This is a genomic window from Sphingobium sp. (assembly GCF_032153725.1).
GTDB lineage: Bacteria > Pseudomonadota > Alphaproteobacteria > Sphingomonadales > Sphingomonadaceae > Sphingobium.
In genome coordinates this window covers 1-14,228 of the sequence record NZ_JALDYQ010000032.1, presented here as the reverse complement: position 1 = coordinate 14,228, position 14,228 = coordinate 1, and the positions used below count along the sequence as shown (strand labels likewise).

The 14,228-nt window shown below is 62.3% G+C and carries 15 protein-coding genes; 10 read left to right on the top strand and 5 right to left on the bottom strand.

Features of this window, described 5'->3' with window-relative positions; translation table 11 throughout:
* The first annotated feature begins 20 nt into the window (after window positions 1–20).
* From RUH75_RS12055 to RUH75_RS12045, 3 genes are read left to right on the top strand one after another with little or no spacing between them, the layout of a single operon-like run.
* Window positions 21–587, top strand: a complete 567-nt coding sequence (locus RUH75_RS12055; RefSeq protein ID WP_313806174.1) for a DUF1285 domain-containing protein — start codon at window positions 21–23, stop codon at window positions 585–587.
* Complete coding sequence (locus RUH75_RS12050) at window positions 584–1,195, top strand: CoA pyrophosphatase (protein ID WP_313806250.1); 612 nt, start codon at window positions 584–586, stop codon at window positions 1,193–1,195. The genes RUH75_RS12055 and RUH75_RS12050 overlap by 4 nt, the downstream gene beginning before the upstream one ends.
* Window positions 1,176–2,387: a CCA tRNA nucleotidyltransferase gene (locus tag RUH75_RS12045; protein WP_313806172.1), complete on the top strand. Its 1,212-nt coding sequence runs from the start codon at window positions 1,176–1,178 to the stop codon at window positions 2,385–2,387. The genes RUH75_RS12050 and RUH75_RS12045 overlap by 20 nt, the downstream gene beginning before the upstream one ends.
* On the opposite strand, the gene RUH75_RS12040 is transcribed toward RUH75_RS12045, so the two are convergent.
* From RUH75_RS12040 to gcvA, 3 genes are all read right to left on the bottom strand, one after another.
* Entirely contained in the window at window positions 2,351–4,087 is a 1,737-nt protein-coding gene (locus tag RUH75_RS12040; protein ID WP_409592350.1) for a putative bifunctional diguanylate cyclase/phosphodiesterase, read from the bottom strand. The genes RUH75_RS12045 and RUH75_RS12040 overlap by 37 nt on opposite strands.
* Before the next feature lie 93 nt (window positions 4,088–4,180).
* On the bottom strand, window positions 4,181–6,469 hold the full coding sequence (gene parC, locus RUH75_RS12035; RefSeq protein ID WP_313806168.1) for a DNA topoisomerase IV subunit A: 2,289 nt from the start codon (window positions 6,467–6,469) through the stop codon (window positions 4,181–4,183).
* A gap of 43 nt (window positions 6,470–6,512) precedes the next feature.
* Complete coding sequence (gene gcvA, locus RUH75_RS12030) at window positions 6,513–7,433, bottom strand: transcriptional regulator GcvA (RefSeq protein ID WP_313806166.1); 921 nt, start codon at window positions 7,431–7,433, stop codon at window positions 6,513–6,515.
* 130 nt (window positions 7,434–7,563) lie between these two features.
* Here gcvA and RUH75_RS12025 point away from each other — a divergent pair, with 130 nt between their 5' ends.
* From RUH75_RS12025 to purC, 6 genes are all read left to right on the top strand, one after another.
* The gene (locus tag RUH75_RS12025; protein WP_313806164.1) at window positions 7,564–7,710 is read left to right on the top strand and encodes a hypothetical protein; all 147 of its coding nucleotides are present in this window, start codon (window positions 7,564–7,566) and stop codon (window positions 7,708–7,710) included.
* Window positions 7,711–7,780: 70 nt separating this feature from the next.
* Complete coding sequence (gene otsB, locus RUH75_RS12020; protein ID WP_313806162.1) at window positions 7,781–8,527, top strand: trehalose-phosphatase; 747 nt, start codon at window positions 7,781–7,783, stop codon at window positions 8,525–8,527.
* 103 nt (window positions 8,528–8,630) lie between these two features.
* Window positions 8,631–10,400 carry a glycoside hydrolase family 15 protein gene (locus RUH75_RS12015; RefSeq protein WP_313806248.1) on the top strand — a complete coding sequence of 590 codons (1,770 nt, stop codon included), beginning with the start codon at window positions 8,631–8,633 and terminating at the stop codon, window positions 10,398–10,400.
* Complete coding sequence (gene otsA / locus RUH75_RS12010; protein WP_313806160.1) at window positions 10,397–11,800, top strand: alpha,alpha-trehalose-phosphate synthase (UDP-forming); 1,404 nt, start codon at window positions 10,397–10,399, stop codon at window positions 11,798–11,800. Before RUH75_RS12015 ends, otsA begins: the two co-directional genes overlap by 4 nt.
* A gap of 31 nt (window positions 11,801–11,831) precedes the next feature.
* Entirely contained in the window at window positions 11,832–11,960 is a 129-nt protein-coding gene (locus RUH75_RS12005; protein ID WP_313806158.1) for a hypothetical protein, read from the top strand.
* Between the two features lie 131 nt (window positions 11,961–12,091).
* Complete coding sequence (gene purC, locus RUH75_RS12000; protein WP_313806156.1) at window positions 12,092–12,874, top strand: phosphoribosylaminoimidazolesuccinocarboxamide synthase; 783 nt, start codon at window positions 12,092–12,094, stop codon at window positions 12,872–12,874.
* 18 nt (window positions 12,875–12,892) lie between these two features.
* Here purC and RUH75_RS11995 read toward each other — a convergent pair whose 3' ends face one another.
* A complete protein-coding gene (locus tag RUH75_RS11995; RefSeq protein ID WP_313806154.1) occupies window positions 12,893–13,645 on the bottom strand; it encodes a sulfite exporter TauE/SafE family protein in 753 nt (250 codons plus the stop codon).
* 50 nt (window positions 13,646–13,695) lie between these two features.
* Entirely contained in the window at window positions 13,696–13,845 is a 150-nt protein-coding gene (locus tag RUH75_RS11990) for a hypothetical protein (protein ID WP_313806152.1), read from the bottom strand.
* 126 nt (window positions 13,846–13,971) lie between these two features.
* Between RUH75_RS11990 and purS the strand changes: the two genes are divergently transcribed.
* Complete coding sequence (gene purS / locus RUH75_RS11985; RefSeq protein ID WP_313806150.1) at window positions 13,972–14,205, top strand: phosphoribosylformylglycinamidine synthase subunit PurS; 234 nt, start codon at window positions 13,972–13,974, stop codon at window positions 14,203–14,205.
* Window positions 14,206–14,228 lie beyond the last annotated feature (23 nt).

The following is a 14,228-nucleotide window of genomic DNA, read 5'->3' as shown; positions in this document are numbered from 1 at the left end:
CTCGCCCCTATCTCGGCCCCATGCCGATGGAGCCGCCCCCCGATCTCGCCAGCCTGTCCCTGACCGATATCGCGCGTCTGCTAGCGGAAAAACGCCTGCCGCCAGTGGAAAAATGGCATCCAGACCATTGCGGCGACAGCAAAATGCGTATCGCCCGCGACGGCACTTGGTTCCACCAGGGTTCCCCCATCGGTCGCGAAGCCATGGTCCGCCTGTTCTCGACCATTCTCCGCCGCGAAGGCGATGGCAGCTTTGTCCTCGTTACCCCCGTCGAAAAGCTCTCCATCGAGGTGGAGGACGCACCGTTCATCGCCGTCGAACTCAAGACCGAGGGCGAGGGCCGGGCACGCGAACTGACCTTCCGCCTCAACACCGGCGATCTGGTTGCTGCCGGACACGACAACGCGCTCACCCTGCGTGAAACGCCTGAAGGCCCGCATCCCTATCTCCATGTCCGCGGGGGCCTGGAGGCGCTTATCACTCGCAGCGTCTATTATGAGTTGATGAACCTCGCGCTGGACGAAAATGCCGACGTCATCGGCCTATGGAGCAATGGCGCCTTTTTTCCGCTGGACGGATCGGCATGACGCTGGCGGAAAGGCTGCGGGTCATCCTGAAGGAAGGCCATGAACGCGAAGTCGGCCTGCTGCTGTCCGACACCCGCGACCCGCGCATCGACGGCGATGTCATGCTGGCGCCCGCCGCCGTTCTGGTCGCGATCACCGACCGCCCCGAACCCGGGCTGATCCTCACGCAGCGATCGGCCAAATTGCGCAAGCATGCAGGCCAGGTCGCCTTTCCCGGCGGCCGCGTCGACGAGAGCGATCCCGACGAAATCGCCGGCGCCCTGCGCGAAGCACAGGAAGAAATCGGCCTGGCGCCCCATCTGGTCGACATCATCGGCACCTCGGATCGGTACCACACCTTCACCGGTTTCGACGTGGTTCCGGTATTGGGCGTGATTCCTCCCGACCTGCCGCTCGTGCCGCAGGAATCGGAAGTGGCCGAGCTGTTCGAACTCCCGCTCTCCTTCGCCCTCAATCCAGCGAACAGGATCAGAAAGCTGATAGAATTCCAAGGGGTTGAGAGGCATTATTACGAAATCATGTGGGAAGGTCGGCGCATTTGGGGAATCACTGCCGCCATCCTTGCCAATCTCTCGCGGAGGCTGGGCCATGATCAGCTCGCTGCCTGACGCGGACTGGCGCCATCGGCCGGGTCTTGACGCCCTGCTCAAAGCGCTGGGCGCGGATCAGGGCCTTGCCCGCTTCGTTGGCGGCGCGGTGCGCGACGGGCTGCTTGGTCTTCCGGTCAATGATCTGGACATAGCGACGGTCATCCCCCCCCGCAGCGTCATCGATCGGCTCAAGACCGCAGGGATCAAGGCCGTCCCGACAGGCATCGATCATGGCACGATCACTGCGGTCATCAACGGCTGGCCTGTTGAAATCACGACCCTCCGCCGGGACGTCAGCACGGACGGACGCCGCGCTACCATCACCTATACCGACAACTGGCGCGAAGACGCCGCGCGGCGCGATTTCACGATCAATGCGCTTTATGCGGACCCCATCACCCATGAAATCACCGATTTCTTCGATGGCGTCGCTGATCTGAAAGCCCAGCGCGTCCGCTTCATCGGAGATGCCGGCGCACGGATCGCGGAAGATCATTTGCGTATTCTGCGCTATTTCCGCTTCCTCGCCCGGTTCGGCGATGATGAACCGGATGCGGAGGCCTATGCCGCGTGTCAGGCCGCCGCCAACAGCCTGATGGCTCTTTCCCGCGAACGGATCGCCGACGAGTTGCTCAAATTGCTCGCCGTCGCCGGGCCCCTTGCGTCGCTTCAACTCATGATCGACGGCGGCATATTATTGCCTGTCATACCCGAGATCGACCGGAGTGGCCTGAAGCGTTTACGTGGCCTGATCGAACGCGAGGCTGAATCAGGCATCGGCCCGTCGGCCGTGCGCCGTCTGGCCGCCCTTCTTCCGCCAGATCCGCGCGCTGCCGATCAGGTCGGCGCACGGCTGAAATTATCCAACAAGGCTCGCAAGCGACTCACGGTCGCACTGGAAGGCGCGGCTACTGGAGCGCCACCGCGCAACCTCGCTTTTCGGATCGGCGTCGAAGGCGCCATCGACCGGATTCTGCTCAATCCTGCCGCGCCGCTGGACGGCGTATCGATGTTGACGGGCTGGCTGCCGCCACGTCTGCCACTGGGCGGCGGCGCGCTGATCGCGCGCGGGCTTCAACCCGGCCCGGACGTGGCCAAGGCACTGGCGGAAGTTCAGGATATCTGGGTAGCCGAAGGTTTCCCGGACGAAAGCCGCGTGGCCGAAATCGCGGATCAGACCGTCTCGAAATTCCAGCGCGCGCGCCAATAGTCGAAGGCTTCGGCTTCCGGCATGGGCCGCGCGAAATAATAACCCTGCCCCTGCCAGCAACCCAGATTCTGCAACGCATGGGCCAGTTCCTGCGTTTCGATTCCCTCGGCCGTCACATGCAAGCCCAGCGATTCCGCTAGCGACAGGATGGTACGCACCATGATTTCCTTGTCGCGATCATCGAGCATGGACGTCACGAAACTGCGGTCGATCTTCAGAATGTCGATCGGCAGGCTGTGCAGGCTTGCCAAGTTCGAATAGCCTGTGCCAAAATCGTCCATCGCAATCGGCATGTGCAGGTCCTTGAGCGCGAACAACAGCTTCCGCGCTTTATCCGGATCGGCGACGATGGCGCTTTCGGTCAATTCCGCCGTTAACCGATTTCCCGAAATGCCCGAATAGCGCAGTGATTCCTCGAACATCGAAGCAACATCATCGCGTGTCATCTGGATCGGAGACAGGTTGACATTGACGCCCACGGGCAGAGGCTGACCGAATTTCGCGTCCCAACGGCTGAGCGCCTGCGCCGCCTCATAGGCGGCCCAACGCCCAAGCGGCGTGATCAGCCCGCTTTCTTCCGCTACCGCAATGAACTCGACAGGCGAAACATGCCCCAGTTCGTCATCCTCCCACCGCGCCAACGCCTCGAAACCGGTGATCTCCCCGGTCTGCAAATGGATGAGCGGCTGAAAAGCGAGAGTCAGCCCACCCTGCGCCAGCGCATCGCGCAGACGGCTCTCGATGGAAAAACGCCTCTGGGCCTCTTTGAGCACCCCATTGCGGTAAATCTCCACCTTGCCGCTGCGTTTGGCGATCTTCACCGCTGCCTGCGCCTTGCGCACGACATCTTCGGGATCTTCGGTCAGGCTGGTCGACAAGGCGCAGCCGATCGCGCAATCGACCCGAATTTGCAGATCGCTCAGTCGGATCGTGTAGCTCAGCGCATCGCGAATGCGCTGAACAATGTGAAGGGCATCAGACAAACCGTTGTTCAATCGGGCAAAAATCGCAAAATCATTACCCCCGATGCGAGCGAGCACATCCCCTTGGCGCAGGCTGGATTTCAGGCGCTTGGCCACAGTGATCAACAGTTCGTCACCGGCCATGGGACCCAGGGATTCGTTGACCCGGCTGAACCTGCTGAGATCAATCGCAATGATGCCGAACTGGGCATTATCAGGCCAGGGCATGTTCGCCAGGCGCTCGTCGATTTCCTCCCCAAAGCCGGTACGATTGGGCAGCGCGGTCAGACCGTCCGACAGTAATTCCCGCCGCAAATTCTTCTCGAGGGTCCGGTCGCTGGTCCGGTCAAGCGCCGTGAGGAGAAAAAGATTGGGTGCCCCATCGGGAGCGGGCAACCGGCCCACCGTGCAATAAAAATATTCCGGCCCCAAAACGCCGTCTCGGCGTAATTCGAGAGATTCGGAATAACGCTCCGACAAAATGCATTGCACGATCCGCCTGCGCCATTCCGCTGCATGGGGTCGCTCTGCCTCTTCCGTCCCGCCGGAACTGAAATGATCGCCAAAGGAGGCATTGGTGGAAATTATAGATAATTCATTGTCTTTAAACGAAAATATAGCTGCCGGATAAGGCAGTGCAGCCAGCCAGTCAACGATCGCAACCCTATGGGCGAGATGCGCGTCATGCGCCCCGGAAAGGAGCCTGATCTTCGGCATTTCAATCGGCCGATCGCGCATCGACGTGGATTCCATAAGCCTGCCATAGGCTCAATCGGTAAATTTTCGGGAAACGACGTTCCAGATTCCAACGATAGCGAAAAAATCAGCCTGTCAGAACCGGTTATCGCGTGGAAAGCCGGTGGGAGGCATGCGCCCCGCAGCGCCTCTGGCAACGCGCCATGGCGTCATGTCCGCTTCCGTCCGGGTCCGTCCCGTACCTCCGCCCATGGTCCAGCTCAGACCATCGGACAGGCGGAAAGCGATCGCATCCGACAATCCCCCATCCCGATAGCGCTGCATCTGCACGCCCTGCCCACGCGCCATGCGGGGCATTTCAATCAGCGAAAAGACCAGCAGCTTGCGATTTTCACCCACCACCGCGACGCTGTCCGCCTCCGGCGCGATCGGATGCACGACGCTCAGCTTCGCGCCGGCCCGCACGTTCACGACCTGCTTGCCCTTGCGGGTTTCCGCGATCACATCGGCCATGACGGCCACGAATCCGCGCCCGTCCGAAGCGGCCAACAGCAATTCGCCGCTGATCCGCGCTGGCATCAGGGCAACGATATTGCCGGTTCCGTCCATGTCGACCAGCGACCGCACCGGATCGCCAAAGCCGCGACCGCCCGGCAATTTATCAGCACCCAGCGTGAAAATCCGGCCCGTCTCGGTCGCCAACAGCAACTTGTCCGTCGTCTGCGCATGGAAGGCGATCATCGGACCATCGCCTTCCTTGAACTTCAGCGTATCGGCGGAGGCCAGGTCGCGGTGCCCGCTCATCGCCCTGATCCATCCGCGTTCGGACAGGATCACGGTGATCGGCTCCTTCTCGATCATCGCCTCCAGCGGGATTTCCCGCGCCGGCGCCGCCTCCTCGACCAATGTACGCCGCTTGCCGATATCGCTGTCGGGCGAATAGCGCTTGCGCAGGTCCGCCAGATCCTTCTTCAACCGCGTACGCTGCCGCGCGGGACTTTCGACCAGCTTGGTCAGTTCATCGCGCTCCTTCAGCAATTCCGAATGCTCGCGGCGGAGTTCCATCTCCTCCAGCTTGCGCAAAGACCGCAGCCGCATGTTGAGGATCGCTTCAGCCTGCCGGTCCGTGAGCTGAAATTCAGCCATCATCACCTCCTTCGGCTCATCCTCCGTCCGGATGATCTCGATCACCCGGTCAAGGTTCAGATAGGCGATGATATAACCGTCGAGCAGTTCCAGCCGCGCCGCGATCTTTTCCAGCCGGTGCTGCGCGCGCCGCACCAGCACATCGATCTGGTGCTTCAGCCACTCGATCAGCACCGACTTCAGGCCCAGCACGCGCGGCGTGCGCGTGGCGTCAAGCACATTCAGATTGAGCGGGAAACGGTTTTCCAGATCGGTCAGCCGGAACAGGCTGTCCATCAGCACATCGGGGTCGACGGTGCGGGCGCGCGGTTCGATGACGATGCGGATCGCCTCATCGCTCTCATCGCGCACATCGGCAAGGATCGGCAGCTTCTTGTCGTTGATCAGAGCGGCGATCTGCTCGATCAGCTTGGATTTCTGCACCTGGAAGGGGATTTGCGTGACCACCGCGACCCAGGTGCCGCGCCCGCTATCCTCCTTGCGCCAGCGCGCGCGGGTTCGAAACGATCCACGACCCGTCGCATAAGCCTCTGAAATAATGGATGTACTGTCGACCAGTACGCCCCCTGTGGGAAAGTCCGGCCCGCGCACGATCTGCATCAGGTCCGCATGCCCGGCCTCCGGATTGTCAATCAGCAGGCTGGCCGCATCGATCAGTTCCGACACATTATGCGGCGGGATGCTGGTAGCCATGCCGACCGCGATGCCGGTGGCGCCATTGGCAAGCAGATTGGGGAAAAGACCGGGAAAAACCTCCGGCTCATGATCCTCGCCATTATAGGTCGGGCGAAACTCAACCGTGCCTTCATCCAGCCCCGCCATCAGATCGGCCGCCGCCTGCGTCAGCCGCGCCTCCGTATAGCGCATCGCCGCTGCATTATCGCCGTCGATATTGCCGAAATTGCCCTGCCCGTCGACCAAAGGCGTCCGCAGCGAGAAATCCTGCGCCAGACGCACCATCGCATCATAAACCGACGTGTCGCCATGCGGGTGATATTTGCCGATGACGTCGCCCACGACGCGCGCGCATTTCTTGTAAGAGGTAGTGTTGCGCGCCGGATTGGCGACCAGCACGTCGGGCGAAGCCCCACCCGGCTCCATCCGCAGCAGCCGCATCGCCCAGAGCAGCCGGCGATGCACCGGCTTCAATCCGTCGCGCAGGTCGGGCAAGGATCGCGCGGTGATGGTAGAAAGCGCATAGACGAGATAGCGCTGGGACAGCGCATCGTCGAACGGGTGATCCTTGATAGCGTCGAACGGGTCGCGAAAATCGGTCATCGCGGAGGGGAATAGCAGCGCCGCGACAAAACGGAAACGAAGTTTAGCGGGGCAGGTAACGCCTCTCCGGATCGGCTGCGATTTCCCGCGCGAATTCCGCGCCGATCCAGTCGCGAAAGGCCTTCACCTTCGGGCTATTGCGCGCATGAGGCGGATAGACCACCCAATAGCTCGCCCGTTCCCGTACATAGGATGGCACCGCTTCCACCAGCGACCCGCCCTCGATTTCCGCTTTCCACAGGAACAGGTTGCCGATCGCGACCCCCTGCCCCGCCATCGCCGCCCGCCCTTCCATCACCTGGGAATCCAGCGCGATTCCCGGCAGCAGCGGTTCGCCATCCGTTTCCACGCCCATGGCCGCGAACCATTCGTGCCACCACATGTCGTCCGGCGACAGGCGAGGCACGGCGTGCAGCGCGCGCGCATCGGCGATCGGCCCGTTCCGTGCGAGCCACTCCGGGCTGCACAGCGGCGCCAGGCGGTTGTGGGTCAGCAGTTTCGCCTCAACGCCCGGCCATTTCCCTTCGCCGCCCCGCACCGCGACATCCACGCCGTCGCGAGCAAAATCCACCACCTGATTCGTTGCATCGATCCGCACCGCCAACCCCGGCTGGAGCATCTGGAAAGCGCCGATCCGGGGCGCCAGCCAAAGATGCGCGAAACTGATGGAACAGCTGATCGTCAGAACCGTCGAATGATCCTGCGTCAACGCCGTGAAACCCTGCCGCATCTGGTCGAAGGCCCGCGTGATGACGGGTGCGATCTCCCGCCCCTTGTCGGTCAGCGCCACCTTGCGCCCAGCCCGCTGGAACAGGCTGATCCCCAGCCGCTCTTCCAGCAATTTCACCTGATAGCTGACCGCCGCCTGGGTCATCCCCAGTTCCTGCGCCGCGGCGGTAAAATTCTCCAGCCGCGCCGCAGCCTCAAACACGCGAACGGCGGAAAGCGGCGGCAGCTGACTCATGCTCCCTTGATAAGGCCAGCTTATATATGGCGTCCACCCTTTTGTTGGCGGCCGCTACGGAAAAGAGCCATAGCGATGTCAGCGCGACAAAAGCGTTTCATACCTATTCATCGAACAAAGGAGCACCGTCATGCGCTTGCCTGATGACACCCGGCTGCGCGCCAGCAGCCATGAAAAACCCTCCGCTCCCTCCGGCGTGCTCGCCATGATCATGCAGGCCTTCGGCACCCTTCACCGCATCGCATGGTCTGCGCCCTGGGCGGAGGAACGTCGATGAAGCCACTCAAAAATCGCGCAAACTGCCTTATGGGACTTGCACATTCCGTCTAAGGCACCAATTTGCGCGCGTGTCCGATTCATGCCTTCCCCCTCCGCCTCCCGCGCTGCTGACCGGGGCCGCGCTGTTTGTCGACTTCGACGGCACGCTGGCGCCGATTGCCGACACGCCGGACGGCGTCATGGTGGATGACGATCTGCTTGCCTTGCTGGGGCACCTGGGCGATCGTCTGGAGGGGCGCCTCGCCATCGTAAGCGGCAGGTCCGTCGCGACGCTGCGCGATTTCGGCTTTGGTGAATTTCTGCTCGCGGGCACTCATGGACTGGAATTTGCAGAACCCGGCCGCCCCGTCGTAGCACCCGCCCGCCTGCCCGCGATCGATGAGGCCGAAGCCGCTTTCCAGACCTTCGCCGCAGGAAAATCCGGCATATTGGTCGAACGCAAGACGATCAGCGTCGGCCTCCATTTCCGCGGGGCGCCCCAATGGGGCCGGGAAGCGGGCGACCTTGCGACGAAATTGGCGGACCAGTTCGGCCTTGCCCTTCAGCCAGGCAAGATGCTGTACGAATTGCGTCCCGGCGGCGCCGACAAGGGCAGCGCCGTGCGCGCACTGATGCAGCGCGCGCCCATGGCCGGCGGAATCCCGATATTCATCGGCGACGACGTGACGGATGAAGAAGGCTTTGCCGCCGCTCGCGATCTGGGAGGGGCCGGCATCTTGGTCGGCCCGACCAGACCGACGCTCGCCGCATTCTCTTTGGAACAGGTTGCCGCCGTCAGGCATTATCTGGCTCAGGGGATGGCTGGCATCGATTGATCCGATCGTCCGTCGTCCCCGGACGAACAAGGGGGACGGACCGATAGCCACGCAAAAAAAGGACTTTCGGGGCGGGAGTGAGCGAACGCTCGACCTTTGGCCCATAGGCAATTGCCAGGCATCGGCGCTGATCGACCGCGTCGGACGGATGGTCTGGGCCTGCGTGCCGCGCGTGGACGGCGATCCCGTTTTTTCGGCGCTGCTGGATGAAGCTGGCTGGGACAATCCGGAAGCACGCGGTTTCTGGGCAATCGAGCTGGAAAACTGCACCCTCATCGAACAGCATTATATCCGCAATACGCCGATCCTGGTCACGCGCCAAAGCGATGCGCAGGGCAATGCGATAGAGCTTTACGACTTCTGCCCCCGTCACAAGCATCAGGGCCGCATGTATCGCCCAGTGGCATTCGCCCGCATCATCCGGCCGATCTCGGGCAGCCCGCGCGTTCGGGTAAGGCTGCGCCCGACGACGTCCTGGCATTCGGAAAAGGTGCCGATCAGCTATGGGTCGAACCACATCCGGCTGGTCCTGTCCTATATGGCGATGCGCGTTTCCACCAACGCTCCCATCGGCCTGATTTCCCAGGAGAGCTGGTTCAGGCTTGAACATGACACGCATTTCTTCATGGGACCGGACGAGAGCTTTTCCGACGCCCTGCGCCCAGCGGTCGAGCGGATGCTGGACGACACGATTCACGAATGGCAGATCTGGGTCCGGGGCCTGGCCATTCCCCCAGAATGGCAGGAAGCGGTCATCCGCTCCGCCATCACGCTCAAGCTCTGCCAGCATGAGGAAACCGGCGCGATCGTCGCCGCCCTCACCACCAGCATCCCCGAACATGCCGATAGCGGCCGGAACTGGGACTATCGCTACTGCTGGATAAGAGACGCCTATTACACGGTCGAAGCGCTGAACCGCCTTGGCGCGCTGGACGTGTTGGAAAGCTATCTCGTCTATCTCCGCAACATCGTGGACGGCGCCAGGGGCGGCCATATCCAGCCGCTTTACGATGTGCGCGGCAATGCCACGCTGGAGGAACGGGAGGCGCAAAATCTCCCCGGCTATCGTGGCATGGGTCCCGTGCGGGTCGGCAACGCCGCCTATTCGCAGGTCCAGCACGACGCCTATGGCCAGATTGTCCTGTCCTCGGTTCAGGGCTTCATCGACCAGCGCCTGCTCCGCATGGCCGGCGCATCCGATTTCGAGGCGCTGGAAGCCGTCGGCGAGCGCGCATGGCAAGTCTATGACCAGCCTGATGCGGGCCTTTGGGAATTGCGCACCCGCGCCCATGTCCACAGCTATAGCGCGGTGATGTGCTGGGCTGCCTGCGCCCGTCTCGCCCACGCCGCAGCCGCCGTCGGCCTGCCGGAACGCGAAGTCCATTGGCGGGAACGGGCGGAGATCATGAAGGCCCGCATCCTGCAATCCGCCTGGCGTACCGACAGCAACGCCATCTCCGCCAATTTCGAGGATGATGCGCGGGACGCATCCCTGCTCCAGTTGCTCGACCTGCGTTTTCTGACTGCCGACGATCCGATGTTCATCGGGACGCTGAAAGCACTTGAGCAGGACCTGCGGCGTGGCAACAACATGCTTCGCTATAGCGCGCCCGACGATTTCGGAGAGCCCGTCACTGCATTCAACGTCTGCACCTTCTGGCTGATCGAAGCCCTCCATCGCACCGGCCGCACCGCGGAAGCCCGGTCCCTGTTCGAAGAAATGCTTTCCCGCCGCACCGCCGCGGGGCTGCTGTCGGAAGATATCGATCCTGTGACGGGGGAATTGTGGGGGAACTATCCCCAAACCTACTCATTGGTCGGCATCATCAACTGCGCCGTGCTCTTGAGCAAACCGTGGAGCGTGATGCGATGAGCCGTTTGATAGTCATTTCAAACAGGGTCAGCCGACCCAACAAGAGCGGCAATCAGGGCGGCCTGGCTGTGGCGCTGTCACAGGCCCTGCGGGAAAGCCGGGGCATCTGGGTCGGCTGGTCGGGCGAGGTCACGGAAAATTTCACCGGCCAGATCGGCTTTTCCGAAGATGACGGCGTGAAGACCGCGACCATCGACCTGGAAGAACAGGATGTCGACGAATATTATAATGGCTATGCCAACAAGACGCTCTGGCCGCTATTCCACTTCCGCATCGATCTCGCGGAATATGAGCGCGATTTCGAGGGCGGCTATAATCGCGTCAACCAGCGCTTCGCGGACACCACCAGCCCGCTGATCGAGCCGGAGGACATCATCTGGGTTCAGGATTACCACATGATCCCGCTGGGCCAGATGCTGCGCGATAGGGGTCATGACAATCGCATGGGCTTCTTCCTGCACATCCCCTGGCCCCCGACCCGGCTGCTGGTATCGCTGCCCCATCATATGAAGCTGGTCCGGACGCTCTTCGCTTATGATGTGGTGGGCTTCCACACGGAGGAATGGCTGGAATCCTTCCGCCATTATATCGAGCGGGAAATGGGCGGGTCGGTCGACGGCGATCATGTGACGCTGGGCAACCGCACCATCCAGGCGATCGCCTGCCCGATCGGCATCAACGCGCAGGAATATGCCAATGCGGCGGTCAGCGACGCCGCGAAGGACATGTACGAAAAGGTGCGCCGCTCGCTCCAGGATCGGGCCATGATCGTGGGCGTCGACCGGCTGGATTACAGCAAGGGGCTGGAAGAGCGCTTCAACGGCTATGCCCGCTTTCTGAAGGACCATCACGAACAGCATCGCAATGTGGTGCTGACCCAGATCGCCCCGCCCTCCCGCGGGGAAGTCGAAAGCTATCAGCATATCCGCGCGACCCTCGACGCCCTGGCGGGGCGCATCAATGGCGAATATAGCGACGTGGACTGGACGCCGATCCGCTACGTCAATCAGGGCTATCCGCGCGACAAGCTGGCGGGCATCTATCGCGCGGCGCGGATCGGCCTGGTCACGCCGCTGCGCGACGGCATGAACCTTGTCGCCAAGGAATATGTGGCGGCGCAAAACCCCGACGATCCCGGCGTGCTCATCCTCTCCCGCTTTGCCGGAGCGGCGCAGCAGCTCAAGGACGCGCTGCTCATCAACCCCTATAGTCCGGAGGAGATGTCCGACGCCATCTCCCGCGCGCTGGCCATGCCCCTGAACGAGCGCAAGCGTCGCTGGCGCGCGATGATGGACAGCGTGGAAAATCAGGACATCAGCTGGTGGCGCCAACGTTTCACCGATCGGCTGATGGCGGTGCAACGCAATGGCGAAATGAAGCCGGAAGCGGAACCGGCTTAACTTTCGTTCATCAGCCGCTACTGTCACGGGCATGGAAGATGACGAAGAACCGCGCGGCCCGATCGCCGCCCTTCGCGCCCGATCAGGCGTCATATTGGGCGCGATCGGAATGGTCGCCTGGCTTGCCCTGATCTGGTTCATGTTCGGGGACGTGCTGTAGGAGATGCCATCCATTTGCACCCTTGCGCACTTTGGTCTAAGGGCCAGCCCAAGCAGCCCCGGCACCCGCTGATCCTTCCCGATTCGCGTTTGCCGGGGCACATTTCTTTCTTGGGAAGACAGGAACCGCATATGGCCCGTCGCCGCCAGATCTACGAAGGCAAGGCAAAGATCCTTTATGAAGGTCCCGAGCCGGGAACGATCATCCAATATTTCAAGGACGACGCGACAGCCTTCAATGCCCAGAAAAAGGGCACGATTTCGGGCAAGGGCGTCCTCAACAACCGCATTTCCGAGCATATCTTCACCCTGCTCGGCCAGATCGGCGTGCCCACCCACTTCATCCGCCGCCTCAATATGCGCGAGCAGCTGGTCCGCCAGGTCGAGATCGTGCCGATCGAGGTCGTGGTGCGCAACGTCGCCGCCGGTTCGCTCAGCAAGAAGCTGGGGATCGAGGAAGGCACGCAACTGCCCCGCACACTGATCGAATATTGCTACAAGGACGATGCGCTGGGCGACCCGCTGGTGTCCGAAGAGCATATCGCCTGCTTCGGCTGGGCCAGCCAGGAAGAGATGCACGACATTGCCGACATGGCGATCCGCATCAACGACTTCATGTGCGGCCTGTTCGCGGGCATCGGCATTCGCCTGATCGACTTCAAGCTGGAGTTCGGCCGGCTTTGGGACGGCGATTACAGTCGCATCCTTCTGGCAGACGAGATCAGCCCGGACGGTTGCCGCCTGTGGGACATGAACACCGGCGAGAAGCTCGACAAGGACCGTTTCCGCCGCGATCTGGGCGGCGAAAGCGAAGCCTATCAGGAAGTCGCCCGCCGCCTCGGCCTGCTGCCGGAAGGGCTGGACACGACCGTCCTCGACCTCGACACCCACCGCAAGAAGCGCGGCAAGGACTGATTGGACGGGACGCGCTGCTCAGGCGAGCAGCGCGTCCGCCATCAGCTTGAACCCCAACAGCACCATCAGCACATAGATCAGTGTGTAGAAACGCGCTGCATCGACCCGGCGCACCAGCGTCACGCCGGCAAAGGTGGCCATCACCGCGAACGGGGCCAACATTGCCGTTGCCAGCAGATTGGCCCGCGTGAACTGCCCCAGCGCGGCATAAGCGGGCACCTTCATCCAGTTCATCGTGGCGAAGGCGATCGCCGTCGTGCCCACCAGCATGTCGCGGGGCAGGCGCTTGGGCAGCACCCACATCTGGAACGGCGGCGATCCCGCATGGGCGATCTGGCTGGTGAAGCCACTGGCCATGCCGAAGAACACGCCCACCCAATCGGCCGAGTTGGACGGTAGGACGATCGCCCCGCCCCGCTCGACCCACAGTCGCTGGAGGCCGAACAGCGTCGAAATCGCGCCCAGCACGCCCAGCACCGCGATCTCCGACACGGCGGCGGCGAAAAAATAGCCGATCGCCACGCCGATCGCCATGCCCGGCAGCATCACTGTCAGGATATGCCGATCCCAGCTGTGCCGGAACGCCCAGACGCTGACCGCATCCTGCAGGATCAGGATCGGCAGCAGGATCGCCGCGCCGCGCACCGGATCGACGCCCAGGGCCATGATCGGCATGGCGAGCGCCCCCACCCCGGCAAAGCCGCCTTTCGCAAGGCCGGAGAGGATGACGGCGATGATCGCGCAGGAATAATAGAGATATTCGGGACTCATGGCGCCTCGCCTAATGCAAGGTGGCTGCCGAAGGAATCGCTTTTTGCGGCTCAGCCGTTGGCGCGGTAACCGATCAGAACGCCGAAGGTGAAGGTGGCCAGCAACGCCAGCTGAACCCGCCCATGGGGATCATCATAGCCCATGATCTGCTGTCCGAAGGCAAAAAGCCCGACAAACATCGCCAAAGCAAGACCCGCCATAGTGCGAAACCCTCTCCTCCCACGGCAAGGATAAAGCGATGGTCGCTAACAAAAGCATAATGCCTTGCCTGCCGCGCACTCCGGGACTAGGGGGTGCGCGAAGCCTGTTTACGGAGTTCCACTCTCATGAAAGCCCGCATCTTCGTCACCCTCAAGGGCGGTGTCCTCGACCCGCAGGGCAAGGCGATCCACCATGCCCTGGACGGCCTTGGCTTTGGCGGCGTCAATGACGTGCGCGCAGGCAAGCTCATCGAGCTGGATCTGGTCGAAGGTACCAGCGACGAGGATATCGACGCCATGTGCCGCAAGCTGCTGGCCAATACGGTGATCGAAAACTACCGCATCGAAAAGGTGGCCTGAGCCATGAAGAGCGCCGTCATCGT